Annotated in this window: 22 protein-coding genes, 3 tRNA genes and 1 riboswitch; of the genes, 6 read left to right on the forward strand and 19 right to left on the reverse strand. The window is 69.6% G+C overall.

Annotated elements, in window-relative coordinates; genetic code table 11:
* Positions 1-462: 462 nt before the first annotated feature.
* The 8 genes from rplA to GGD88_RS07915 all read right to left on the reverse strand — a co-directional run bounded on the left by rplA (position 463) and on the right by GGD88_RS07915 (position 4,703).
* Positions 463-1,164: a 50S ribosomal protein L1 gene (gene rplA / locus GGD88_RS07880; RefSeq protein WP_184433834.1), complete on the reverse strand. Its 702-nt coding sequence runs from the start codon at positions 1,162-1,164 to the stop codon at positions 463-465.
* A 5-nt stretch (positions 1,165-1,169) separates the two neighbouring features.
* A complete protein-coding gene (rplK, locus tag GGD88_RS07885) occupies positions 1,170-1,598 on the reverse strand; it encodes a 50S ribosomal protein L11 (protein WP_184433837.1) in 429 nt (142 codons plus the stop codon).
* Between the two features lie 207 nt (positions 1,599-1,805).
* Positions 1,806-2,336 (reverse strand): transcription termination/antitermination protein NusG, encoded by a 531-nt coding sequence (nusG, locus tag GGD88_RS07890; RefSeq protein WP_184433840.1) that lies wholly within the window; start codon positions 2,334-2,336, stop codon positions 1,806-1,808.
* 6 nt (positions 2,337-2,342) lie between these two features.
* A complete protein-coding gene (secE, locus tag GGD88_RS07895; RefSeq protein WP_184433843.1) occupies positions 2,343-2,540 on the reverse strand; it encodes a preprotein translocase subunit SecE in 198 nt (65 codons plus the stop codon).
* Positions 2,541-2,741: 201 nt separating this feature from the next.
* A tRNA-Trp gene (locus tag GGD88_RS07900) sits at positions 2,742-2,817 on the reverse strand.
* Between the two features lie 210 nt (positions 2,818-3,027).
* Positions 3,028-4,218: an elongation factor Tu gene (gene tuf, locus GGD88_RS07905; RefSeq protein WP_184433846.1), complete on the reverse strand. Its 1,191-nt coding sequence runs from the start codon at positions 4,216-4,218 to the stop codon at positions 3,028-3,030.
* Between the two features lie 209 nt (positions 4,219-4,427).
* Positions 4,428-4,501: transfer RNA gene (locus GGD88_RS07910), tRNA-Gly, on the reverse strand.
* A 116-nt stretch (positions 4,502-4,617) separates the two neighbouring features.
* A tRNA-Tyr gene (locus tag GGD88_RS07915) sits at positions 4,618-4,703 on the reverse strand.
* Positions 4,704-4,853: 150 nt separating this feature from the next.
* On the opposite strand from GGD88_RS07915, the gene rlmB reads away from it, so the two are divergent.
* Complete coding sequence (gene rlmB / locus GGD88_RS07920; RefSeq protein ID WP_184433849.1) at positions 4,854-5,735, forward strand: 23S rRNA (guanosine(2251)-2'-O)-methyltransferase RlmB; 882 nt, start codon at positions 4,854-4,856, stop codon at positions 5,733-5,735.
* A gap of 347 nt (positions 5,736-6,082) precedes the next feature.
* Here rlmB and atzF read toward each other — a convergent pair whose 3' ends face one another.
* The 8 genes from atzF to GGD88_RS07960 all read right to left on the reverse strand — a co-directional run bounded on the left by atzF (position 6,083) and on the right by GGD88_RS07960 (position 16,944).
* Positions 6,083-7,873, reverse strand: coding sequence for an allophanate hydrolase (gene atzF / locus GGD88_RS07925; protein WP_184433851.1), 1,791 nt, complete (start codon positions 7,871-7,873; stop codon positions 6,083-6,085).
* Positions 7,874-7,876: 3 nt separating this feature from the next.
* Positions 7,877-11,476: an urea carboxylase gene (uca, locus tag GGD88_RS07930; RefSeq protein WP_184433854.1), complete on the reverse strand. Its 3,600-nt coding sequence runs from the start codon at positions 11,474-11,476 to the stop codon at positions 7,877-7,879.
* Between the two features lie 3 nt (positions 11,477-11,479).
* On the reverse strand, positions 11,480-12,118 hold the full coding sequence (locus tag GGD88_RS07935; RefSeq protein WP_184433857.1) for an urea amidolyase associated protein UAAP2: 639 nt from the start codon (positions 12,116-12,118) through the stop codon (positions 11,480-11,482).
* A 17-nt stretch (positions 12,119-12,135) separates the two neighbouring features.
* Complete coding sequence (locus GGD88_RS07940) at positions 12,136-12,879, reverse strand: urea amidolyase associated protein UAAP1 (protein WP_184433860.1); 744 nt, start codon at positions 12,877-12,879, stop codon at positions 12,136-12,138.
* Positions 12,876-13,754 carry an ABC transporter ATP-binding protein gene (locus tag GGD88_RS07945; protein ID WP_184433862.1) on the reverse strand — a complete coding sequence of 293 codons (879 nt, stop codon included), beginning with the start codon at positions 13,752-13,754 and terminating at the stop codon, positions 12,876-12,878. The genes GGD88_RS07940 and GGD88_RS07945 overlap by 4 nt, the downstream gene beginning before the upstream one ends.
* Positions 13,751-14,575 carry an ABC transporter permease gene (locus GGD88_RS07950; protein WP_184433865.1) on the reverse strand — a complete coding sequence of 275 codons (825 nt, stop codon included), beginning with the start codon at positions 14,573-14,575 and terminating at the stop codon, positions 13,751-13,753. Before GGD88_RS07950 ends, GGD88_RS07945 begins: the two co-directional genes overlap by 4 nt.
* A gap of 131 nt (positions 14,576-14,706) precedes the next feature.
* The gene (locus GGD88_RS07955; RefSeq protein WP_184433868.1) at positions 14,707-15,798 is read right to left on the reverse strand and encodes a putative urea ABC transporter substrate-binding protein; all 1,092 of its coding nucleotides are present in this window, start codon (positions 15,796-15,798) and stop codon (positions 14,707-14,709) included.
* 91 nt (positions 15,799-15,889) lie between these two features.
* A riboswitch (guanidine-I (ykkC/yxkD leader) is annotated at positions 15,890-16,019 on the reverse strand.
* Between the two features lie 265 nt (positions 16,020-16,284).
* Positions 16,285-16,944: a hypothetical protein gene (locus tag GGD88_RS07960; protein ID WP_184433871.1), complete on the reverse strand. Its 660-nt coding sequence runs from the start codon at positions 16,942-16,944 to the stop codon at positions 16,285-16,287.
* Positions 16,945-17,066: 122 nt separating this feature from the next.
* Here GGD88_RS07960 and GGD88_RS07965 point away from each other — a divergent pair, with 122 nt between their 5' ends.
* Positions 17,067-17,411 carry an inositol monophosphatase family protein gene (locus GGD88_RS07965; protein ID WP_184433874.1) on the forward strand — a complete coding sequence of 115 codons (345 nt, stop codon included), beginning with the start codon at positions 17,067-17,069 and terminating at the stop codon, positions 17,409-17,411.
* 58 nt (positions 17,412-17,469) lie between these two features.
* Here GGD88_RS07965 and GGD88_RS07970 read toward each other — a convergent pair whose 3' ends face one another.
* Positions 17,470-18,456 carry a helix-turn-helix transcriptional regulator gene (locus GGD88_RS07970; protein ID WP_184433877.1) on the reverse strand — a complete coding sequence of 329 codons (987 nt, stop codon included), beginning with the start codon at positions 18,454-18,456 and terminating at the stop codon, positions 17,470-17,472.
* A gap of 121 nt (positions 18,457-18,577) precedes the next feature.
* Between GGD88_RS07970 and GGD88_RS07975 the strand changes: the two genes are divergently transcribed.
* The 3 genes from GGD88_RS07975 to GGD88_RS07985 all read left to right on the forward strand — a co-directional run bounded on the left by GGD88_RS07975 (position 18,578) and on the right by GGD88_RS07985 (position 19,737).
* A complete protein-coding gene (locus tag GGD88_RS07975) occupies positions 18,578-18,940 on the forward strand; it encodes a hypothetical protein (protein ID WP_184433880.1) in 363 nt (120 codons plus the stop codon).
* Between the two features lie 70 nt (positions 18,941-19,010).
* Positions 19,011-19,265: a hypothetical protein gene (locus GGD88_RS07980; RefSeq protein ID WP_184433883.1), complete on the forward strand. Its 255-nt coding sequence runs from the start codon at positions 19,011-19,013 to the stop codon at positions 19,263-19,265.
* Between the two features lie 10 nt (positions 19,266-19,275).
* Positions 19,276-19,737, forward strand: coding sequence for a 5-oxoprolinase subunit C family protein (locus GGD88_RS07985; RefSeq protein WP_184433886.1), 462 nt, complete (start codon positions 19,276-19,278; stop codon positions 19,735-19,737).
* 31 nt (positions 19,738-19,768) lie between these two features.
* Here GGD88_RS07985 and GGD88_RS07990 read toward each other — a convergent pair whose 3' ends face one another.
* Together GGD88_RS07990 and GGD88_RS07995 are read right to left on the reverse strand one after the other, a co-directional pair.
* A complete protein-coding gene (locus GGD88_RS07990; protein ID WP_184433889.1) occupies positions 19,769-20,302 on the reverse strand; it encodes a MaoC family dehydratase in 534 nt (177 codons plus the stop codon).
* Between the two features lie 38 nt (positions 20,303-20,340).
* Positions 20,341-21,600 carry a CoA transferase gene (locus tag GGD88_RS07995; protein ID WP_184433892.1) on the reverse strand — a complete coding sequence of 420 codons (1,260 nt, stop codon included), beginning with the start codon at positions 21,598-21,600 and terminating at the stop codon, positions 20,341-20,343.
* Positions 21,601-21,722: 122 nt separating this feature from the next.
* On the opposite strand from GGD88_RS07995, the gene GGD88_RS08000 reads away from it, so the two are divergent.
* Positions 21,723-22,886, forward strand: a complete 1,164-nt coding sequence (locus tag GGD88_RS08000) for an acyl-CoA dehydrogenase family protein (RefSeq protein ID WP_184433895.1) — start codon at positions 21,723-21,725, stop codon at positions 22,884-22,886.
* Positions 22,887-22,948 lie beyond the last annotated feature (62 nt).

Here is a 22,948-nt window from a genome sequence, read left to right on the forward strand (position 1 = left end):
GCCCCGCGCCACGGACGCGGTTCTCGTCCTCGCGCCCGCGTCACCGCAGGACCCATCCCCTGCCCCCGTCCCCCATGGGGGCGGTGGCACCGGGAGCCGGATCCCGCGCGCCACGCGCTCGCGGGACCTGCCCTCGGAAAGTTCAAGCCGCGCCGTCGAGGAGTCCCCCGCCGCCACCCCGGATGACCCCGGCGTCGCGACGGCCGACCCTCGCCGGTCGTACCCGTCACTTCCCGTCTGCGCGGGCGGGAGGCCTCCCTTCAAGGCCCGGCCCGCCCCTTTGGACGGATCCGGACCACCCACGGTCTCGGACAGGGTGGAACGGCCGCCGGCATTGCCGGCCCCGTTCCGCGATCGGCCACCGCCCCGCCCGAAGACGACTGCGGCGACCCATTCCTGCGCCGGCGCGGACCCACGATCCGCGACCGGCAAACGGTGCGACCCGCCTCGCGCCGGCCGCCCCTACACCGGGGTGGCGACCGAGGCCACGTTGACCCGCAGGCCCGGCCCCATGGTCGAGCTGATCGACACCTTCTTCAGGTAGGTGCCCTTGGCGCCCGTGGGCTTGGCCTTGACGATGGCATCCACGAAGGCGTGGATGTTCTCGGCGAGCTGGTCGTCGCTGAAGCTGATGCGACCGACACCGCCGTGCACGATGCCGGCCTTCTCGACGCGGAACTGCACCTGGCCGGCCTTGGCCGCCTTGATGGCGTCGGCCACGTTCGGCGTCACCGTGCCCAGCTTGGGGTTCGGCATCAGGCCGCGCGGACCCAGGATCTTACCCAGGCGGCCGACGATGCCCATCATGTCCGGCGTGGCGATGCAGCGATCGAACTCGATGGTGCCGGCCTGGATGGTGGCCATCAGGTCCTCGGCGCCCACCACGTCGGCGCCGGCGGCCGTGGCCTCCTCGGCCTTGTCGCCCTTGGCGAACACCGCCACCCGCACCGTCTTGCCGGTGCCGTGCGGCAGCGAAACGACGCCGCGCACCATCTGGTCGGCGTGGCGCGGGTCGACGCCCAGGTTCATGGCCACCTCGACGGTCTCGTCGAACTTGGCGGTGGCGCGCGCCTTGATCATCTGCACGGCCTCGGGGAGATCGAACGCCGTGTTGCGGTCCAGCCCCTCGTAGGCCTGACGCAGTCGCTTGCCCTTCTTCGCCATGCCGCTTACTCCACCACGCTCAGGCCCATGGACGAGGCCGATCCCTTCACCATCTCCATCGCCGCCTCGACCGTCGGACAGTTCAGGTCCGGCATCTTGGTCTGGGCGATCTCGCGCACCTGCTCCAGCGTGACGGTGCCGACGGTGCCACGGCCCGGCGTCTGCGAGCCCTTCGGCAGACCGGCGGCCTTCTTCAGGAAGTAGCTCACCGGCGGAACCTTGGTGATGAAGGTGAAGGAGCGGTCGCCGTAGGCCGTGATGACCACGGGGATCGGCATCCCGGGCTCCAGGTTCTGCGTCGCGGCGTTGAAAGCCTTGCAGAACTCCATGATGTTCAGGCCGCGCTGGCCCAGCGCCGGACCCACGGGCGGTGACGGCTTGGCCCCGCCGGCCGGGATCTGGAGCTTGATGTATCCGACAATCTTTTTCGCCATGATGTCCTCGGCACGTCAGTCACGTGTCTCTTGTGTCCAAGGGGCGTGGTGCGGTCCCCCGTGGCCTTCCGGGGGCAGCCTTCCACGCGGACCGGGCGCCGCCGCGCGGGCGTCACCCGGGCGACCCGCCGTCCACCCGGACGGTGGGTCGAGTCGAGCCGGCCCCGCAGGACGCGGCTCACGGCCGGCGCCAGGGCCGCGACCGGCTCAGAGCTTCTCGACCTGCGAGAACTCCAGCTCCACCGGAGTCGAGCGCCCGAAGATCGACACCGACACCTTGAGCCGGGCGCGTTCGTCGTCGACGTCCTCGACCAGACCATTGAAGGAGGCGAACGGGCCGTCGGCCACGCGCACCTGCTCGCCGATCTCGAAGGTGATGGCCGGCTTGGGCCGTTCGATGCCCTCCTGCACCTGGTGCAGGATGTGGGCCACCTCCTTCTCGGAAATCGGGGCGGGACGCCCGCGCCCGCCCAGGAAGCCGGTGACCTTGGGTGTGTTGGTGACCAGATGCCAGCTTTCGTCGGTCAGCGCCATCTTGACCAGGACGTAGCCGGGGAAGAACTTGCGCTCCGCGTTCACCTTGGCGCCGCGGCGCACCTCCACGACCTCCTCGGTCGGCACCAGGATCTCTTCGAACAGGTCCTCCATGCCCTTCTGGGCTGCCTGTTCGCGGATCGACTGCGCCACCTTGTTCTCGAATCCGGAATAGACGTGGATGACGTACCAGCGGGCATCCATGCCGACTTACCCTCCCAGACCGAAAATGAGCTGCACGCCCCAGGCGAGGCCCTGATCGACCACGAAGAAGAACAGCGCGGCAAGAAAGACCATCACGAACACCATCAGGGTCGAGATGCCGGTCTCCTTGCGCGACGGCCAAGTGACCTTGTTCAGCTCCTGGCGGACCTGCCGCACGAACTGGCCGGGATTCGTCTTTGCCATGTGACCGCTAATCTCGTCCGCTTCCGGTTCCCGCCGCCTTGGGCGGCCCTGGTGGCTGTCGCCGGGCGCCTGGCACCCGGTGATCGCGTCCGCCCGGCGGGGCGCGCTGGGCTGTCGCCGACCCGCCCGACTCCACCACCCGCGACACCCACGCGGGGCTGGCGGACGGGGGCACGACGGACGGGGACCGGGCAATGGCCATGGCAGGGGCGGCAGGACTTGAACCCGCAACCCCCGGTTTTGGAGACCGGTGCTCTACCAGTTGAGCTACACCCCTCCAGGGCCATGCTGCCACGGCGCCGCCGGACCTGTGGTCCGAGGTGCCACACCGTGGCCGTCCCGCCGACCGCGGCGGGCGGCGGCGGCGGTGTCTCCGCCCGACCTCCCGGGCGGAGCCGCCTCTCTTACCCGGGTTGACCGTTCGGATCAACCCCTTTTTGCCCGCCCGGGGCGCGCCGCGGGGGCGGCGCCGGGCGGGACCTGGAGACTACTCCAGGATGTTGGCGACCACGCCGGCGCCGACGGTGCGCCCGCCCTCGCGGATCGCGAACCGCAGGCCCTCGTCCATCGCGATCGGCGCGATCAGGTTGACCGTCATCGCGATGTTGTCGCCCGGCATCACCATCTCGGTGCCCTCGGGCAGCTCGATCGTCCCGGTCACGTCCGTGGTCCGGAAGTAGAACTGCGGCCGGTAGTTCGAGAAGAACGGCGTGTGACGACCGCCCTCTTCCTTGGTCAGGATGTAGCACTCGCACTTGAACTTGGTGTGCGGCGTGATCGTCCCCGGCTTCGCCAGAACCTGACCGCGCTCCACGTCGTCGCGCTTCGTGCCCCGCAGCAGCGCCCCGATGTTGTCACCGGCCTCGCCCTGGTCCAGCAGCTTGCGGAACATCTCAACCCCGGTGCAGGTCGTCTTCACCGTGTCCTTCAGGCCCACGATCTCGACTTCCTCGCCGACCTTGATCACGCCCCGCTCCACGCGGCCCGTCACCACCGTCCCGCGCCCCGAGATCGAGAACACGTCCTCGATCGGCATCAGGAACGGCTGGTCCTTCGGACGCTCCGGCTGCGGCACGTAGCTGTCCACCGCCTTCATCAGTTCGATGATCGACTCCAGTCCGATCTTCTCGTCGCCATCCTCCAGCGCCGCCAGCGCCGAGCCCTTGACGATCGGGATGTCGTCCCCCGGGACGTCGTACGACGACAGCAGCTCGCGAACCTCAAGCTCCACAAGCTCCAGAAGCTCCTCGTCGTCCACCTGGTCGACCTTGTTCATGTACACGACCAGCGCCGGAACACCCACCTGACGCGCCAGAAGAATGTGCTCGCGCGTCTGCGGCATCGGACCGTCCGCCGCCGACACAACCAGGATCGCGCCGTCCATCTGCGCCGCACCCGTGATCATGTTCTTCACGTAGTCGGCGTGACCCGGGCAGTCCACGTGCGCGTAATGCCGGTTCTCCGTCGTGTACTCCACGTGCGCCGTCGAGATCGTGATCCCGCGCGCCTTCTCTTCCGGCGCCTTGTCGATCATGTCGTAGGCCGAGAACGTCGCCCCGCCCGTCTCCGCCAAGACTTTCGTGATCGCCGCCGTCAGCGTCGTCTTGCCGTGGTCAACGTGCCCAATCGTCCCCACGTTGCAGTGCGGCTTGCTGCGGTCAAACTTTTCCTTCGCCATGGTCTGTCCCGTCCTCGTCTGTTTGGCGCGTGGCGCGGGTCGGCCGACCGCCGCCCCATCGTCGCGATCTTGATTCACGAACGCCCCGGACCACCCCTGCCTCCGGCGGCCGGCCCGCATGCGCGTGCGTCACCGCGCCCCGACCGGATCGGCGGGCGGCATCGCCGCGCGGGGCGGCACGGCGTCGTCCCGGACAGAAGAGAGTGGGGTGGAGCGGGTGATGGGAATCGAACCCACACAACCAGCTTGGAAGGCTGGGGCTCTACCATTGAGCTACACCCGCACCCCCAGTATCCCGCTTGGCAGGCTATCCCGCTTGGGCGGCTATCCCGCCTGGGCGGGCGTCCCGCTGGGGCAGGCATCCCGCGTGGGGCTCCGCGGCCGGACGGGAAGCGTGGTTGGTGGAGGGGGTTGGATTCGAACCAACGTAGGGTTTCCCCGCCGGATTTACAGTCCGGTGCCTTTAACCACTCGACCACCCCTCCAGGGGTCGCTTCCCGCCGCCGCGGAGACCCCGCACTATGGGGATTTCCGGCCCCATGTCAATGATGATTTGCGTCGTTTCAAAGCGTTCCGCAGACCGCGCGTCCATGGTAACGCGGACCACGCCGTCCCCGTTCCCCGGAGCCTCTGTCATGTCCCGTCCCCCCCGGTCCGGCCGCCCCGGCCGCCGCTCCGCCGCCCCACCGCGCAGCCCCGCCCGGGCACCCGCCGGCCCGTCGCGGGACGGGCCGAGCGCCCCCGGACCGCTGCGCCTGTACGGCCGCCACCCGGTCCTGGCCGCGCTCGCCAACCCAACGCGCCCCCTGTCGCGGCTGCTGGCCACCGCCGAGGCGGCGCCCACCGTGAGCGACGCCGCGGCCGGCCGCGGCCTGACCGTGGAGACGGTCGCGCGCGCCGCGCTGGACGCCCTGGCGCCGCCCGGGGCGGTACACCAGGGGCTGGTGCTCGAGGCCGGCCCCCTGCCCGAGCGCGCCGTGGAGGACATAGCCCCCGCCGGCCCGGCGGAGTCCGCCGTGGTGGTGGTGCTGGACCAGGTCTCCGACCCCCACAACGTGGGCGCCATCCTGCGCTCGGCGGCGGCCTTCGGCGCCCGCGCCGTCGTGACCCAGGACCGCCACAGTCCGGCCGAGACCGGCACGCTCGCCAAGGCGGCTTCCGGCGCGCTGGAGCGGGTGCCGCTGGTGCGGGTGGCGAACATTGCCCGCGCCCTCGACGCCCTGCGCGATCGCGGGTACTGGAGCGTCGGGCTGGCGGCCGAGGCGCCCACCACCCTGGCCGGCGCCCGGCTGACGGGGCCGTTGGCGCTGGTGCTGGGCGCCGAGGGCAGCGGCCTGCGTCGGCTCACCCGGGCGCGGTGCGACCACCTGGCCCGATTGCCGATGACCGACGCGGTGGAGAGCCTCAACGTCTCCAACGCCTGCGCCGTGGCCCTGTACGAACTGCGCCGCACCACCCTGGAGGGCCGGGCCGGCCGGGAAAACGCGGACAGGGCGACGGGTGGATCTTCTGCTTGAGAGCGGCGACGATGCCGAGACAGCGGGCAAAGGTTGGGCACCGCGAAGCGGTGCCGGGGCGCGCCGGCCGTCAAGGCGAACGTGGTCCTTGCGGCGCTCAAGGGCGAGAAGACTCTGGCCGCGTCGGCCCAGCCGTTCGCCATCTCCCCGAACCAGATCACCGCATGGCGCACCCAGCCTCCGCATGGCTCGGGCAGCAGCGCATTCAAGGGACTCTCCCTTGAATTTCGACGCATTATAAATCCAGTTACTATCTTGAACACCCCCGTCCTCTGGAAAGTAAAATAAAAATCGTCGATTTTTTCGAGACACAGTTGCCTTTCCCAAGACCAGCTCTTTGGATTCTATCAAACCCCTGTCAAATACTGCCTCCATCCGCCCCGGTCCGTAATGTCCTCGCCACCGGCGATCGCGGCCGGCTCGCACACGAACCCCTTCACGCGGCGCCCGTCCGCCAGATCCATGGTGCCAATGGCCAGGGGCGGCGGCACCTCCTCCACGAAAGCGCCGAAAGCCGCCTGCGTCATCCGCCAGACCTCGGCGAGGATGCCCGGCCCAATGAATCCCGGGTCGCGGACCAGACCGGGCTTGGGCGGCACCGTCCCCGCCAGGGCATACAGGCGGTAGTCCCGGGCCGTCCGTGTGGTCTCCACCAGAACCGCGCCCCGGTCGGTCAACTGGTGATTCAGCGGCATGCCGCTCAGATGGGCGCCGACCACGGCGAGGTCCACCAGGTCCGGCGCATCCTGGACAACCAGGGCGGGCACCGGCACCCGATCCCGACCGGCACCGAGGCCAAGGGCCCGATGCAGCCGGTCGCCCAGCACCGCCAGGGCGGCGTCGGTGAAGGCGGGCGCGATCAGCGTCACCCCGAAGGCCAGGCCCCCAGGCGTGAACCCGGCCGGCACCGCCACCGCCGCCAGATCCAGCAGATTCACGAAGTTGGTGTACAGGCCGAGTGTCGCGTTCAGGGCGACCGGGTCGGTCTTCACGGCCTCGACCGTGTACTGCGTCGGCGCGGTCGGCAACAGCAGGGCATCCACGGTGGTCCAGACGGCGGCGCAGGCGCGTTCATGGGCCTTCAGCGCATAGATCCCCTGGAAGGCATCCACGGCCGAGGGCGCCGGTCCGTCCAGGATGATTCCCGCCACGGTGGGGTCGCAGTCGGCCCGATGGGCGGCGATGAAGCCCCCCACTGCGGCCGCACGCTCCGCCACCCAGGGACCGGCGTACAGCAGCCGCGCGGCCTCCCGGAACGGACCGCAATCAATCTCCCGGATCGTCCAGCCCAGGCCTTCGGCGCGGGCAACGGCGTCCTCGTACAGAGCCGCCGTCGCCGCGTCACCACAGAAGTCGCGGTCGGCCGGCGCCAGCACACCCACGGCCGGCGCCTCCAGGGGCAGCGGCCGGGACCGGGCCGGACGCGACCAGGGGTCGGCGGGATCGAAGCCTTCCACGACCCGCCGCACCGCATCGCCGTCGGCGCAGGTCAGGGAAAAGATCGACACGCAGTCCAGGGACCGGCAAGCCGGCACCACGCCGGCGGTGCTGAGCAGACCCCGTGTCGGCTTGAGGCCGACGATGTTGTTGAAGGCGGCGGGCACCCGGCCGGATCCAGCCGTGTCGGTGCCCAGAGCGAAGGAGACCAGCCCCGCCGCCACGGCCACCGCCGATCCGCTGCTTGAGCCGCCGGAAATGTAGCGTTCATCGAACACGCACCGGGGCGCGCCGTAGGGGGAGCGCGTGCCCACCAGCCCGGTGGCGAACTGGTCCAGGTTGGTCTTGCCGACGAGGATGGCGCCCGCCTCAAGCAGACGGTCCACGACGAACGCGCCCCGCTCCGGGCGATAGCGGTACACCGGGCACCCCGCCGTGGTCTCGAGGCCCTCGGCATCGAGGTTGTCCTTCACGGCGAAGGGAATGCCGGCCAGGGGCGCGTCCAGGGGGACCGCCCGGGCCCGGGCCAGGGCCTCCGCGCGGGGCGTCAGGGCGATCCACACGGCCGGGTCCGGCGACCGGTCGATGCGATCATAGACGGCGTTGATCACCGCCTCGGGCGTCTGCGTGCCGGCGGCGTAGGCGGCCCTCAGCGCCAGCACACCCAGATCGAGAGCCCTCGTGTCGAACTTGGACGGCATGGCTCAGTCCTTCGTCACGATCAGCACGGCCTCGCCCGCCTGCACGGTTTGGCCCGGCTGGATGCACGCCTCGTGGATAACACCGCCCTGGGGGCTGGGAACGCGGATCTCCATCTTCATGGACTCCAGGATCGCCACGTCCTGGCCGGCCGAGACCCGGTCACCCGGCGCGACCAGCAGCTTCCACACCGATCCGGGGATCGGCGCGTCCACGGTGACCGCCCCATCGGGCAGGTCGAGCGCAACGCCGGACGCGGCCGGGCCGCCGTGCTCCTCGGCGACCTCGGCCAGCCCCAGCTCCGCCCAGCGCTGCCGCTCGGCCTGGAACGCGCGATCACGATGGGCCTGAAACGCGGCGATATCCCCCGCGTTGCGGTCCAAGAATGCGCGGTAGTCCGCCAGCCGGAACACATCCCGCTCGATGCGGAGCGGGTAGGCGCCGTGCGGGAACGCGGCCCGGGCTTCGGCCAACTCTTCCGCCGACACGGGGAAGAACCGCAGGCGGTCGAAAAAGCGCAACAACCAGGGTTTGTCCGGCTCGAACGGCGCCGGGCTCCGCCAGCGGTTCCACATCTGAATGGTGCGGCCCACGAACTGGTAGCCGCCGGGGCCCTCCATGCCGTAGACGCACAGGTACGCCCCGCCAATCCCGACCGCGTTTTCGGGAGTCCAGGTGCGGGCCGGGTTGTACTTGGTGGTCACGAGGCGGTGGCGGGGATCCACCGGCGTGGCCACCGGTGCGCCCAGGTACACGTCGCCCAGGCCGAGCACCATGTATTCAGCCCCGAAAACGATGTCCTTGACCGCCTGCTCATCCTCCAGGCCATTGATCCGGCGAATGAACTCGATGTTGGACGGGCACCAGGGCGCGTCGGGCCGGACGCTCGACTGATACTTGCGGATGGCCTCCCGCGTGCTTTCGTCGTCCCAACTCAGCGGCAGGTAGACGGTCCGGGACGGCACGGTGATGCCGTCGACCGGCGGAAGCTCCGCCTCCGCCCGTTGCAGGATATCGAGCAGCCGCGCCGTGGGCAGCGCCGCGCTGTCGTGGTGGATCTGCAACGATCGGATGCCGGGCGTGAGGTTCAGAACCCCGGGCACCCGCTCCGCCGTCAGCCACTCCATCAGGGTGTGGGCCTGGAAGCGCAGGGTGAGGTCGAGCTGGTCGGGGCCGAACTCCACCAGGGTGTAGGCATCCCCGGCCCGGCGATAGGTCAACCGGGTGCCATTGCTCTCGCCCTCGGCCAGGACGGCGCCCTCGGGGGACCGCCCCGCCGACGCCACCACCGGCGCGGACACCGGCACACCGGCGATGGTGGCCTCGGCGGCGCGGCGCAGGGACTCGGCCTTGTCCGCGGAGACGGCATGGAAGCGCACCCGGTCGCCCGGTTTGAACTGGCCGATCTTCCACAGCTCGGCCTGGATGATGGTGGCCGGGCAGACGAAGCCGCCCAGGCTGGGGCCGTCGGGTCCCAGGATGATCGGCATGTCCCCGGTGAAGTCGATGGTGCCGACGGCGTAGGCGTTGTCGTGGATGTTGGAGGGGTGCAAACCCGCCTCGCCGCCGTCCTCCCGCGCCCACTGGGGCTTGGGCGCGATCAACCGCACGCCCGTGCGGGCGCTGTTGAAGTGCACCGTGTGGGTGGTGCCAAAGAACGTGGCGATATCGTCCTCGGTAAAGAAATCAGGGGCGCCGTGGGGGCCGTAGAGGACGGCGACGTCCCAGTCATGGGTCAGGTCCGGCCGTCGCTCCTCGGGCAGGCGGTTGCCGCACGGGCGCAGACCGTCCGTGTCCTGGCGAAGGCGCAACGCGTCCCCGGCGCGCAGGGCTCCGGTGGCGTGGCCGCCGAACCCGCCGAGGGTGAAGGTGGCTGCACTGCCCAGGTACAACGGCACGTCCAGCCCGCCGCGCACCGCCAGATAGGTGCGCTGGCCCGGCCCGCTCACGGTTCCGAGGGCCAGGGTCTGTCCGGCGCGGACCGGAACGGCCTGCCACAGGGAAACCGGCGCGCCGTCCAGTGACGCCATCATGTCGGCCCCACCGAGGGCAATCACCGCGTCGCCGAGGAACCGCAGGGTCGGGCCGGACAGGGTGCACTCCAGCCCCGGCGCGCCCTCCGGATTGCCGAGCAGGCGGTTGAGCAGCCGGAAGGAGCGGGCATCCATGGGGCCGCCGGGCGGAACACCCACGTCCCAGTACCCCACGCGGCCGGGCCAGTCCTGGACCGTGGTCAGGGCGCCGGGGGCCAGAACCTCGATGCCGCGGCCTTCGGGCGGAACCTCCCCCAGCACCCGGGTGGCCACCGCACCATCGGCGAACCAGGGCGCGGCGGCGATCTGGCGCAGGTAATCCAGGTTGGTGTCGACGCCGTCGATCCGCGTCTCGCCCAGGGCCTCGCGCAACGCGGCCACCGCCCCGGCGCGATCCGGCCCGATGACGATCAGCTTGGCCAGGAGGTTGTCGTAGAACGGCGTGACCTCGGTTCCGGTCTCGATCCAGCCATCCAGCCGGACCCCCTCGGGAAAGGCGACCCGCGTCAGCGTCCCGCTGCCGGGGCGATAGTCGCGCACCGGATCCTCGGCGTTGATGCGCACCTCGATGGCCGCCCCATGGGGGGTCAGGGACAGGGTGTCCAGCGGCGGCATGTCGCCCGCCGCCTGCCGCACCATCCAGGCCACCAGATCGACGTCATACACGGCCTCGGTCACGCCGTGTTCCACCTGAAGGCGGGTGTTGACCTCCAGAAAATAGAAGCGGCCGCTTTCGGCGTCGTAGATGAACTCTACCGTGCCGGCCGATTCATAGGCCACCGCTTGCCCCAGCGCGACCGCCGCCGCGTGCAGGGCGTGGCGCATCGTGTCGGGCAGGTTCGGGGCCGGGGTCTCCTCGACCACTTTCTGATTGCGCCGCTGAAGGGAGCAATCCCGCTCGCCCAGCGCCACGACACCACCCCGGCCATCACCGAAGATCTGCACCTCGATATGGCGGGCCGTCTGGACGTACTTTTCCAGGAACACCCCGTCGTCGCCGAAGTTGCTGGCGCCGAGGCGCCGCACCACCTCGTACTCGGTGGCCAACTGGGCCGCGTCGCGGCACAGCCGCAAGCCGATGCCGCCGCCCCCGGCGGTGCTTTTCAGCATCACGGGATAGCCGATGTCGGCGGCGGCCGCCGTCGCGGCCTCCCGGCTGTCGAGCAGGCCCGACCCGGGCACCAGCGGCACGCCGGCGGACTCCGCCGCCGCCCGGGCCTCGTGCTTAAGGCCGAAGCGGCGCAGGTGCTCCGGGCGCGGGCCGATGAAGGCGATGCCCTCGGCGGCCAGACGCTCGGCAAACGCCACGGTCTCGCTCAGAAAGCCATAGCCGGGATGCACCGCCTGGGCGCCGGTCTCGCGGCAGGCGGCCAGCACGGCGTCGATGTTGAGATAGCTTTCCCCGACCGGCGGCGGGCCAAGCCGAACCGCGCGGTCGGCCTCGCGCACGTGCGGCGCATGGCGATCGGCGTCCGAATACACGGCCACCGACGTGATGCCCATCGCGGACAGAGTCCGGATGATCCGGCGGGCGATCTCCCCCCGGTTGGCGACAAGAACGGTTGTGAACACGGCTTAATCCCAGATCAGCACGTCGATGGGGGTGGGGTCGTAGGCGTTGCAGGGGTTGTTGAGCTGCGGGCAGTTGGAGATGAGAACGATCACGTTCCGCTCCGCCCGCATCTCCACGTATTTCCCCGGCGCGCTGATGCCGTCCTCGAAGGTCAGGCCCCCGTCCGGTGTGATCGGAACGTTCATGAAGAAGTTGATGTTGTGGGCAATGTCCCGCTTGGTCAGCCCGAACTCCGGATGCTCCTGCACGGCCTTCAGCCAGCTGTCCCGGCAGGCGTGCATGTGCTTTTTCTCCAGGGCATAGCGCACGGTGTTGGATTCCGTGGCGCAGGCCCCGCCCAGGGTGTCGTGGCGGCCGCAGGTGTCGGCGACGATGGTCAGCAGGGGGCGGCCCGCGTCCGAGCGCAGCACGCTGCCCGTGGTGAGATAGACGTTGCCCTGTTCGCGGATCGTATCGACCGCGCTGTAGTGTTCCGCCGGATCGTCCGCGTTGAAAAACAGGGTATCGGCGGCCTGGTTGCCGTGGGTGTCCAGGATGCGCAGGGTCTGGCCCTGGCGGACCACCTTCATCCAATAGTCCCCGGCCGGCACCGTGTCGTGCAGAACGGCGGCGGCGGTGTCGCGTGTGCTTTCGGTCAGCATGGATCGGTCCTCCCGCCTCAATGGCCCGCCGTCGGCGCGCAGACCGTGTACAGCTCTGTGTTGGCGAAGCCGCGCTGGTTTTCCGGCCGGAAGGTGCGGCAGTAGTCGTCCTGCGCGACCGGCTCGGCCCGATGGAACTGGTACGTGATGGGCCGGCGCGGATACGCGTCGGCCGTGTTCATGGGGTGCGGGCAGGTGTGGAACAGCACCAGGGTGTCCATCTCGAACCGCAGGGCCACGGAGCTCCCGGCCGGGCTGTTGCCGGGGTCGAAGGTCATCGCCCCGGCCTCGTCGGTCTGCACCCGCGAGAACAGGTTCAGCGGCGCGGGAAGATCGCGGCGCGTCAGACCGTACTTGGCGCCCTCGACCAGGAAGCTGTCGCGGCCGTTCTGGGTCCAGTCGTTGCGGGCTTCCTGATAGGTGCGGGTGCCCCATTTTTCGGCCACCATGGCGGCGGTCAGGGTGCCACCGACGGTGTCGTGCCAGCCCACGGTGTCCTCGACGATGGAGCAGAAGATGCGGCCCATGTCGGAGTACAGGCAGTGGCCCCGGGTCAGCTTGAAGGTGTGCTGGCCCTTGAGCGTGTCGGGCGCGTTGTAGCGTTCCAACGTGTTGGCCGGGTTGAAGAACACCATGCCGACGTTGGCGCCACCCTCGACGTCGATCAGACGCAGGGTGATGCCACGCCGCACCGTGAAGGACCAGTGGGCCCCGCCGGGCAGGCTGTCCTCGTACAGCGGTGTCGCGAGTGAGGAGGTCATGCGGTCTCACCGTCGCGGGAGGCCGGGTCGTCCCGGCGCGTTGTTGAACCCGGGGCCGGGTCGTCCCGGTCGGCCTGGGCGGCCATGGCCGCCAACTCCTCGCCCAGCTCATCCGTCGCGGAGCCGTGTTCGGCTTCCCGCAGGCGCTCCTTGATGGGCGCGGCCGGATCAAGGGCAATGTCAAAGGTGATGCGGGCGCCGAAGCGCGAGGCGTCTTTTTCCGTGGGGCGGTCGAAGGCCACCACGCGGGTGCCCAGATAGAACGCTTCGCGCAGATCGTGGCTGACCATGAACACGGTCATGCGGGTGTCCCACCACACCGAGAGCATCAGATCATGGATATCGGCGCGGATGCCCGGGTCCAGCGCGCCGAACGGCTCGTCCAGCAGCAGAATCCGGGGCTTGCGGGCCAGCGCCTGAGCGATGGCGAGCCTCTGTTGCATGCCGCCCGACAGTTGGGCCGGGTACTTGCCGCGCGCGTCGCCCAGGCCCACGCCCTCCAGGAGGGCGCCGGCCTCGTGCAGCGCGGCCCGCCGGGCGCGCCCGAACAGCCGCCCGGTGAAGGGCGCGCGCGCGAACTCCTGGCCCAGCGCCACGTTTTCGACCGCCGTCAGATGCGGGAACACCGAGTACTTCTGGAACACCACGCCACGATCGGGCTGGGGCTCATCGGCCAGCGGCTGGCCGTCGACGAGAATGGACCCCCGCGTGGGCTTCTCCTGACTCAGCAGCATGCGCAGGAAGGTGGACTTGCCGCAGCCGGACGGGCCGACCAGCGAGACGAAGGAATGCGGGGCGACATCCATCGTGATGCGCTCCAGCACCACCTGATCGCCGTACTCCTTCCATAGGTTGCGGACTTCGACGCGGCTCATCGGCTGCCGCCCTCCAGGGCGAACCAGGGGAACAGGCGGGTCTGAAGCGCGCGCAGCAGCCAGTCGAAGGAAAACGCCAGCACCGTGATCCAGGCCACGTAGGGCAGGATGACGTCCATCGCCAGATACCGGCGCATCAGGAAGATCCGATACCCCAGCCCGTCCTGCGAGGCCACGGCCTCGGCCGCGATCAGGAACAGCCAGGCCGCGCCCAGCGACAGCCGCACCGAGTCCATCAGGCGCGGCCACACCTGCGGCAGCACCACGCGGGTGCAGATCTGCCACGTCGACGCCCCCAGGGTCTGCGCCTTGATGATCTGCTCGGTCGGCAGTTCGGCCACGCGCATCGCGATGTCACGGGCGATGAACGGACCGATGCCCGCGAACACCAGTACGAACTTGGAGAGTTCTCCCAGGCCGAACAGGATGAACAGGATCGGCAGGATCGCCAGCGGCGGGATCATCGCGACGGCCGACAGAAAGCCGCCCAGCGTGGCCCGCGCGTACGGCAGCAGCCCCACCGACACCCCCACCAGAAGCCCGAACACGGTGGCGATGGCGACGCCCCCGCCGATGCGAGTCAGGCTCGCCACCGTGTCGACCCACAGCAGGTAATCGCCGGTGCGCTTGTCCGGGGTGAAGGCCATGCGTTCGATGGCGTCGCCCAGCGCCCTGAACGACGGCAGCAGCTTGTCGTTCGGGTTCTCCGCCAACCGAAGGTCCGAGCCGATGGCGTAGGCGGCGATCAGCAACGCAAACGGCAGCATGGCCAGAAGGAGGCGCGTGGGACGGTCCGGGTGCCTGTTCACCAGACGGGTCATGGCGGCGATCCTGTGGAGGGCGGGAACGGACGGGTGGGAACGAGGCGTGGGAACGAGGCGTGGGAACGAGGCGCGGGATTGGACCGGGGCGACGCCGGCAGGAGACGGCGCCGCCCCAGTCTCCGCCGGTCCTAGAGGTCGCCGTCCGCCGCCATATCCATGTACCGGGTGGTGAAGCGCAGCTTCACGTTGGCCGCGTCGCCCATCACCGTCCCATCTGCGAATTCGATGCCCACCACATCGGCGCTGGGGGCGCCGTCGCCCAGCAGGCCGTGGTCGAACAGGAAGGTCCGCACCGAATCCATGGTCGTCTTCAGGTCGGCTGAGGCGCCAAAGGCCGCAGCCTCGGCCGGATCGAAGAACATCTTGGTGCTGGCGAGTTGCATGTCGTAGCCGGCCAGATCCGTCCCGGACGCCTTGCCCATGGCGGCCCGGGCGGCGCGGCCCTCCTCGGTGTCGGACATCATGATGCTCATGGTCTCGTACCAGGCCCCGGCGAGCGCCTTGCCGAGGGCCGGGTTGTCGGCCAGCGTCTCCGAGTTGACCACCGTCAGGTCGATGATCTCGCCCGGAATGTCCGAGGAGTCGAACACCTTGGTGGCGTTCGGCATGGAGAGGATCTCGGCCACCAGGGGGTTCCAGGTGACGACGGCGGTCACGTCGTCGGTCTGGTAGGCGGCGATCATGTCGGCGTCGGAGGTGTTGACCACGGTGACGTCGCGCTCGGCCTTGCCGATGGTCTCCAGCGCCCGCGCCAGCAGATAATGCGAGACAGACAGTTCGACCAGATTGACGTTCCGACCGATGACGTCCTCGACCGCGTCGCCGTCCTTCAGGATCAGCGCGTCATTGCCGTTGGAGAAGTCGCCGATCAGCAGGGCGGTGGTATCCACGCCACCGACAGAAGGAATGCCCAGGGCATCCATCTGGGTGGCGGTCACACCGTCGAAGGCGCCGGCGGTGTACTGGTTGATCGACTCGATGTAGTCGTTGAACTGCACGACCTCGATGTCGATGCCGTACCTGTCGGCCCACTTGTCCACGATGCCGGTGTCGGCCGCCCATCCCCACGGCATCCAGCCGACATAGATGGACCAGGCCAGCTTGAAGCTGGTCCTTTCGGCCGCCTGGGCGGCCGGAGCGGCCGCGGTCAGCCCGATGGCGACGATGGCCACGGCCGCGATCACGGTGTTCCGGAAGACCGTCTTGAAGGGATTCGTCATGTCAAACTCCCAAGGTTCTGACCTGTCCCGAACCTTGTGGGCTTGACGATCACGGCGAAACCTGCCGGTGGCCGGCGGCCAACCCTACAAGGTCTCCCGGGATTTTGTCCCGCCGTGTACCCAAGGGCTGTTGACCCCAAGGGCTGCAGCTCTCGGACCAGCCGTTCGCCATCTCGCGCCTTCGCGCACAGTACCGAACCGGAACCCTAGCCGCTCTTGTGCTTCGTATGCCGAATTCCCGGCCGCGACGCAACCCCCAATCTGATGAAAATGAATGCAGACGGGGGACCCCCGCCCTCATATGCACAGATCCTGGGCAGGCGGGCCGCCGTGCGGACACGGCCGGACACCGACGCGCGTCCCCAGCCCATCCCGACCAGCCAATCCCGAAAGAAGTCCGCCACCCAAAAGCCAAGTGGACAGCGTCCGGTGAGAAATGCGGGCCACCATCGGCGATGGCTCCAAGCATTCAGACCTCCGTGACGGTCAGCTCATGTGACGGGTGATGAACCGCCGCAGGGTATCGGCGTTCCAGGGGCGGTTGCGCACGGTGGCAAGGCCGGCTTGATTCAGCGCGGCCGCGGCCTTGGTGGGGTGGGCCGCGCCATCGAGGCCCGCCGCTGTCAGGGTCGCGTCGACGCGCTCGGCCAGCACGCGGGCGCGGTCGGCCTCGCGCCCCGGCCCCTCCGGTCCCGTCAGCAGCGTGCGCACCGCCTTGAAGTGCCCGATGGGGTCGAACAGGCCCAGGCCCTCAACCGGCATCGGGTCGGGCGGCAGACCCAGGGAAGACACCGGCGCCATGGCGATCTGTTGCTGGATGTGGCTGTTCTGCCGCCACCCGGACGCCGACGCGAAATCCACGTACAGAAGCTGCGCATCGTTGTCCTTGGCCGTGCGCAACACCGCGACCAGGTCCGGCACGATGGCGTCACTGGGGCGGTCACCGGGCTCCAGATAGACCGCCTCGGCCAGCAGTTTGCCCTTGCACGCGGCGACATGGGCGCGGATGCGCGCGCGCTGATAGGCGATGGTCCGGCTGGCCTTTCCGCCGGCCTCCGGGTCCCGGGGCAGCGTGGTGAAGCCGAAGGCCGGCAGCGCATAGGTCCAGGCAAAGCCCACGAAGGTGCGATAGTCTCCCCAGGTCATGGCCCCTCCCGCGTGCGCTCCGGAAAACTCCGACGTCGTCAGTTTTCCGCCTCCGGTTGGCGTAGGGTGAGCCCTATCGGATGCGCCGTCCAGCGCCCAACACCCAACCGGGAGGCCCCGCCATGACGAAGACCACGCCCTGTCCCCTGCCCCTGACCGAGGCCCTGGCCGTCGCCCGCGACGCAGCGGTGCTGGCCGGCGCGCTGCTGCGCGAGAGCGTCCACCGGCCCGTCGGACCTGAAGGCGACCATGGCAGGAACGCGGCCGACACCGCGGCCGAAATCCTGATCCGGGACCGCGTGCAGGCGGCCTTCCCCGACACCACGTTCACCGGCGAGGAGACGAAGCCGGTCCCCGGCCAGCCCGGCCAGCCCGAATGGGTCGTCGATCCGCACGACGGCACGGCGACATCGGCGGAGGGTACGGACCCTTCGAATGCGCCTTCCGCTCCGGGGCTCTCGACCTGATCATGACACGGTTGGAAGAGGTGGCGGGGACGTGACCTCCCACGCTGACAGGATCCCCTCACGGCAACGCCCCCCACGCCTGCCGATGCGGGTGGACCATGGCGGTAAGTTCGGGCGGGCTGAGGACCTCGACGCGGTCGCCCCAGGTGTAGAGGTGCCAGGCCATCTCCAGCAGGCCGCCGGCGCGGAAGCGCACGATCAGGGACCCGTCCGACTGGTCCTCGGCTGTCTGGTCGGGGTGGAAGGCATAGGCGCGGGCCTCCTCGGCGACGTCCGCAGAGAACCGCCAGGCCACGTCCACCGGGTCTTCCTGGAACACGCCGAAGGCCTGTTTCGCGAAGGCGGTGATGTCGAAGCCGGGCGGGCGCTCGGCCGGCTGGTCCAGGGGTTCGATGGCGGTGATGCGCGGCAGGCTGAACAGGCGCAGGCCCTCCGGCGCGGGGTCGCTCTGGTGACCGACGAGGTAATGCCGGTGCCCGTGCAGCACGCCATAGGGATGCACCAGCCGCGCCGTCGGCGTGGGATCGCGCCGCGAGCCATAGGTCAGACGCACGGCCACCCCGGCCTTCAGGGCGTTTCGCAGGGCATCGGCGATATCCAGGTTAAGACGCGGGCGCGGGCCGGGGCGACAGGCGAGGCCCTCGGCCTCCAGCAGGGCTTCGACGTCCGGTTCGACCCGGCGGGCGTGCTCCGGCGGCATCACCGCGCGCAGCTTGGCCGACAGCCCGGCCAGGGTGGCGGCATCCAGATCGCGGCCCTGGGCCTCCAGCAGGCGCACGGCGGAGTCCAGAACGGCCAGCTCGTCCGCCGGCACCGAGGCCAGCCGGTCGAGCGTGCCGGGCGGGATGTGCCAGCGCTTCTGGCGGTCCTCGCCCTCGGTCTCGATGGCCTGGGGGAAGACGCGCAACACCGCGTCCCGCATGCGCATGGCGGTGCGCCGGCCGACGCCGAAGCGCTCCTGGATCTGGCGCAGGGTCAGGCCGGCGCGGGCCGCCTGCATCTCCAGGGCCAGGGTCAGCAGGGCCTCGCCCTTTTCATGGCGCATGGGGGACGTCTCCGGCGAAAAAAGAACAGAGAGCGAACATGGGTGACCGCTTTTGACTCGCTCCAGCGTGTATATGATGGGGATCGGAGCCGCCCGGCCCCCGCATATGGAGCCCTTGCCCATGGCCCAGCCCCTCATCCCCGGCGCCCTGCTGATGCCCTCCGGCGCGCTGCTGCTGCGGCGGCGGGACGGCCTGCTGATGCTGGCGCCCTGGGACGGGCGATTGGGTGATGGACGGCTGCGGGCCGGGTGGGTGAGCGCGCAGGGTGTGACCGAAGATGACATACCCCGGCCGTTCACGCAAAGGGTTGTTTTGTTTGATCGACGCGGGGTTTGGCTGTGGCCGGGACCGCTGCTGGAGAATGACCCAGCGGCCACCGGCCGGGCCGATTACGCCGCGGTCTTTGGCGCTATTCCGGTTGTCGAGCGGCTGCGGATGGCGGAGCGGGCGCTTGACCTGGCGCCTTTGATGGACGAAGCATGACCGCTTCTGGCCTGTCCATCAGGAAAGATGCTCCTGACCGCCGCCGTCCGGCCCCAGGAGTGCCCCCGCCATGACCGCCGATCCGATCCCCGACCAAGCCCGTGCGCCGTCGGCGGACGACCGGCCCTCCGCCGACGCGCTGTCCCGCGCGGCCCGGGAGCACCTCGCCGATCTGCTGTTCGCGCTGGCCGACCTGAAGACGCAGGCCATGCGGGCGGAGGCCCCCACCCTGGCCCACCGCCTGGAGGCCCTGATGGCCGCCATCGCCGCCGCCGAGGCCGCCTGCCTGCCGAGGCCGTCGCCCCGACCCAATCTGCTGCATTGATGCGGCGTTGATGGCGTTGCCAGCCAACCCGCCTTCGCCCCCGCTCTGCGCCGCCTGCTGCAAGGGACCACCCCCGGCGGAGCTGCGCGTCGTGCCCGGGCTGTACTGGCACCGCCTGACCGAGGACGCGGTGGTCGCCGTCACCGGGGCCGACCTGCCGCCGCAGGTGGATGGTGAGGCCCGCGAGCCCTGGACCAGCTTCGCGGTCAAGGCTGGCCAGCGCCTCACCTTCGGCCCCCTGCGCGACGGCGCCCGCGTCTACATCGCCGTGGCCGGCGGTCTCGACACCCCGCCCGCCCCGACGCCGGGCCGGCACCATCCGCCGGTCCGGCCGCGGGCGAAGAGGCAAGGCCACCGGAAACCAAGGGGCGCGGCCCGCAACGACCGCGCCCCGTTCCGTCCCCCTGCCATCAGGCCATGGAGCCGATTGTTCGAAATCGGAACCGCAGATGCGGTCCGATTTCGAACGTGAATCGGCTCTACATTATTGATTTTACAGCCGATTATCGCGACAAACCGAAGTCGTGTCGCGATTCCGGTTTGTCGCAATCGGCTGTAACCGACGCCTTGCGCCCCATCATGAGACGCAGCGGGCGGTAGACCATCACGGTCTCGCCGCGCTGGTTGCGCACCGTGTTGAGGGTGCGCACGAGACCGCGCGGCCCGGTGCTCTCCGGACGCACCTCCAGAACCTCGATCTCGACCTCGACCGTATCGCCAGCAAACACCGGTCCCTTGATGTCCAGGTCGGTGCCCAGGAAGGCCAGCCCGGTTTCCTGGGCCGTGGCATTGAGGACCAGCCCCTCCGCCACCGCGAACACCAGGGCGCCGGGGCAGACCTCGCCGCGGATGGCCGCTTGTGTGCGCCGGTACTCGGCGTTGGTGAACAGGACCTCGATCATCCCCGCGAGGCCGACGAACCGGCTGATATCGGTGCTGGAGATGGTGCGACCGTAGGTCCGGAACCGGTCTCCCGGCTGCAACTCCTGCCAGAAGAAGCCGCGGCCGAGAAGAAGGGGCTCGTCGGTCTCGGTCATGGGAAACGTCTCCCGAAAGGGCGCGTGGTCGCGCAGCGTCACAGGTCGGTGGCCAGGGACGCCGCCACCGGCGGCCGGGAAGCGGCGCCAACGGCGCCGCTGGCCGCCAGGGCCGCGATCCGGCGCGGGTCGTAGCCGATGTCCCGCAGGACCTCCTCGGTCTGCTCGCCCAGCCGCGGTGGCGGCCGGGTCAGGCCGGCAGGGGTCTGCGAGAACCGCGTCGGCACCGCCGTGGTGCGCACGGTGCCCTCGCTCGGATGGGCATACTCGACAAAGAAGCCGGTCGCCTTGAGGTGCGGATCCTCGGGCAGATCGTCGAGGGACTGCACCGGGACGCCCGGCACGTCGATCTCGTCCAGGATGCGGATCCATGCCGCCGTCGTCCGCGCCGCCACCAGTTCGGCGACCAGGCCGTACAGGGTGCCGATGTGACGGCTGCGGGTGGCGGGATCGACGACGCGGGGATCGTCGGCCATCTCCGGCCGTCCGGCGGCGCGGAAAAAGCGCTGCCAGTGCGCGGTGCTGTAGGGCATGACAGCCATGTAGCCGTCCCGGGTGGCATAGGGCCGACGGTGCGGGGCGAGCGCACGGTCGTAGCCCATGGGCCGGTCGGCGGGGGGAAACGTGCCGGCCCCGAGGTGTTCGACCAGCAGGAACGAGGCCATGGATTCGAGCATCGGAACCTCGACCTCCTGCCCCCGGCCGGTCCGCGCCTGGTGGAACAGGGCGGCCATGACCGCATAGGCCGCGGTCAGCCCGGTCGTCTTGTCGGCCACCACCGTGGGCGCATAGCGCGGCTCGCCCCCCGCCCGGCCCGCCAGGTCGGCCAGGCCGGACAGGCTCTGGATCACGTCATCGTAGGCCGGCCGGTTGCCGTACGGCCCGTCCTTCCGGAAGCCCCAGGCGTTGCAGTAGACCAGGCGCGGGTTGTGCGGCGCCAGCGCGGCGTAGTCCAGTCCGAGGCGCTGAATCGCCTGCGGCCGCATGCTGTGCAGGAAAACGTCGGCGTCGCGCACGAGGTCGACCAGGACCGCCCGCGCGTCCGGGCGTTTCAGGTCGAGCACGACGCTCCGCTTGTTGCGGTTCACGCCCAGGAAGACCGCCCCCATGCCGGGGTGGCGGGATGGTTCGATGTGACGGGTGATATCCCCCTCCGGCGCCTCCACCTTGATCACGTCCGCCCCCAGGTCGCCGAGGATCATGGTCGCATAGGGGCCAAGCACCACCGAGCTGAGGTCGATCACCCGGACCCCGTTGAGCGGCCCGTGCGGCGCCGTGACTGTTTCTGTCTGTTCCACCGTGTCCCCCCTGTCCGGCCGACCGGTTGTGAATGGTAGTTCCAAAACCCTGGCAGACCGTGATAGCCTTCGTCAACAAAATGAAAGAGTGTTTCATTATATGAAACGGAGGAGACGGCATCATGGATTTCGCGCTCAGCGAGGATCAGGTTCGGTTGCAGGAGACGGCGCAGGCATTCGCCACACGGGAGATGACGCCGGTGGCGCGCAACCTTGAACGCACCGGCGCCCCCCTCGACAGGGCCTGGCTGTCCCGCTACGCCGAGATGGGCTTTCTCGGCCTCAACATTGATCCGGCCTACGGGGGCCTGGGCCTCAGTGACCTGGACGCGGTCCTGGTGATCGAGGCATTCGCCAAGATACACCCGGCGGTGGCGTTCCCGATTTTCGAAAGCTGCGTGGGGCCGGTGAAGGCCGTCGAGCGGTTCGCGCCCGAACCCCTGAAGGCCCGCCTGCTGCCCGCCGTCTGCCGCGGCGAGCGGGTCATCGCCGTCGCCATGTCGGAGCCGGACGCCGGCAGCGCGCTGACCGACCTGCGCACCCGCGCCGTCGTAGACGGCGACCAGGTCCGCCTGTCCGGCATGAAACGCTGGTGCAGCGGCGGCGGACACGCCGACGGCTATGTGGTCTACTGTCGCCTGTCGGATGCGCCCGGGGCCAAGGGGCTCGGCGCCGTTTACGTTGATGCCGACACCGACGGCCTGTCGTTCGGCCCGCCCGAGCGCCTGATGGGCTTCCGCGGCATTGCCAGCGCAGACATCCACTTCGACGACGTTACGGTGCCGGCCGGAAACGTCATCGTCCCCGCCGGCGGCTTCGGTCGCATGATGGAAGCCTTCGACCTGGAGCGCTGCGGCAATGCCACCATGTGCCTGGGACTCGCGGCCGCCGCCCTGGAGGACGCCCTGACCTATGTCCAGGAGCGGCACCAGTTCGGCAAACCGATCGTCGACTTCCAGGCGGTCCAGCTCAAGCTGGCCGACATGGCCATGCAGGTGGAGGCCGCCCGCCTGTTGATCCACCGTGCCGTCAGCCGCGCCGAGGGTGGTTTTCCGTCGGTGGCCGACAGCTCCATCGCCAAGTGCTTCGCCAACGAGATGGTCCGCACCGTCTGCGGCACGGCGATGCAGCTCCTGGGCGGCTATGGCTATTCGACCGAGTATCCCATGGAACAGCGGTTCCGCGATGGCTGGGGTTGGGGCATCGCCGGCGGCACCATCGACATCCAGAAGGTCAACATCGCCGCCGCGCTGGTCGGTCGCCGCTTCAATCAGAGGGCGCGATAATCCGAAAGATCATCCCCCCTGTGCACAGAGCGCCGGCAGTGTACACTCAGACACTCCGGCCT

This window comes from Roseospira goensis (assembly GCF_014197795.1).
Lineage (GTDB): Bacteria > Pseudomonadota > Alphaproteobacteria > Rhodospirillales > Rhodospirillaceae > Rhodospira > Rhodospira goensis.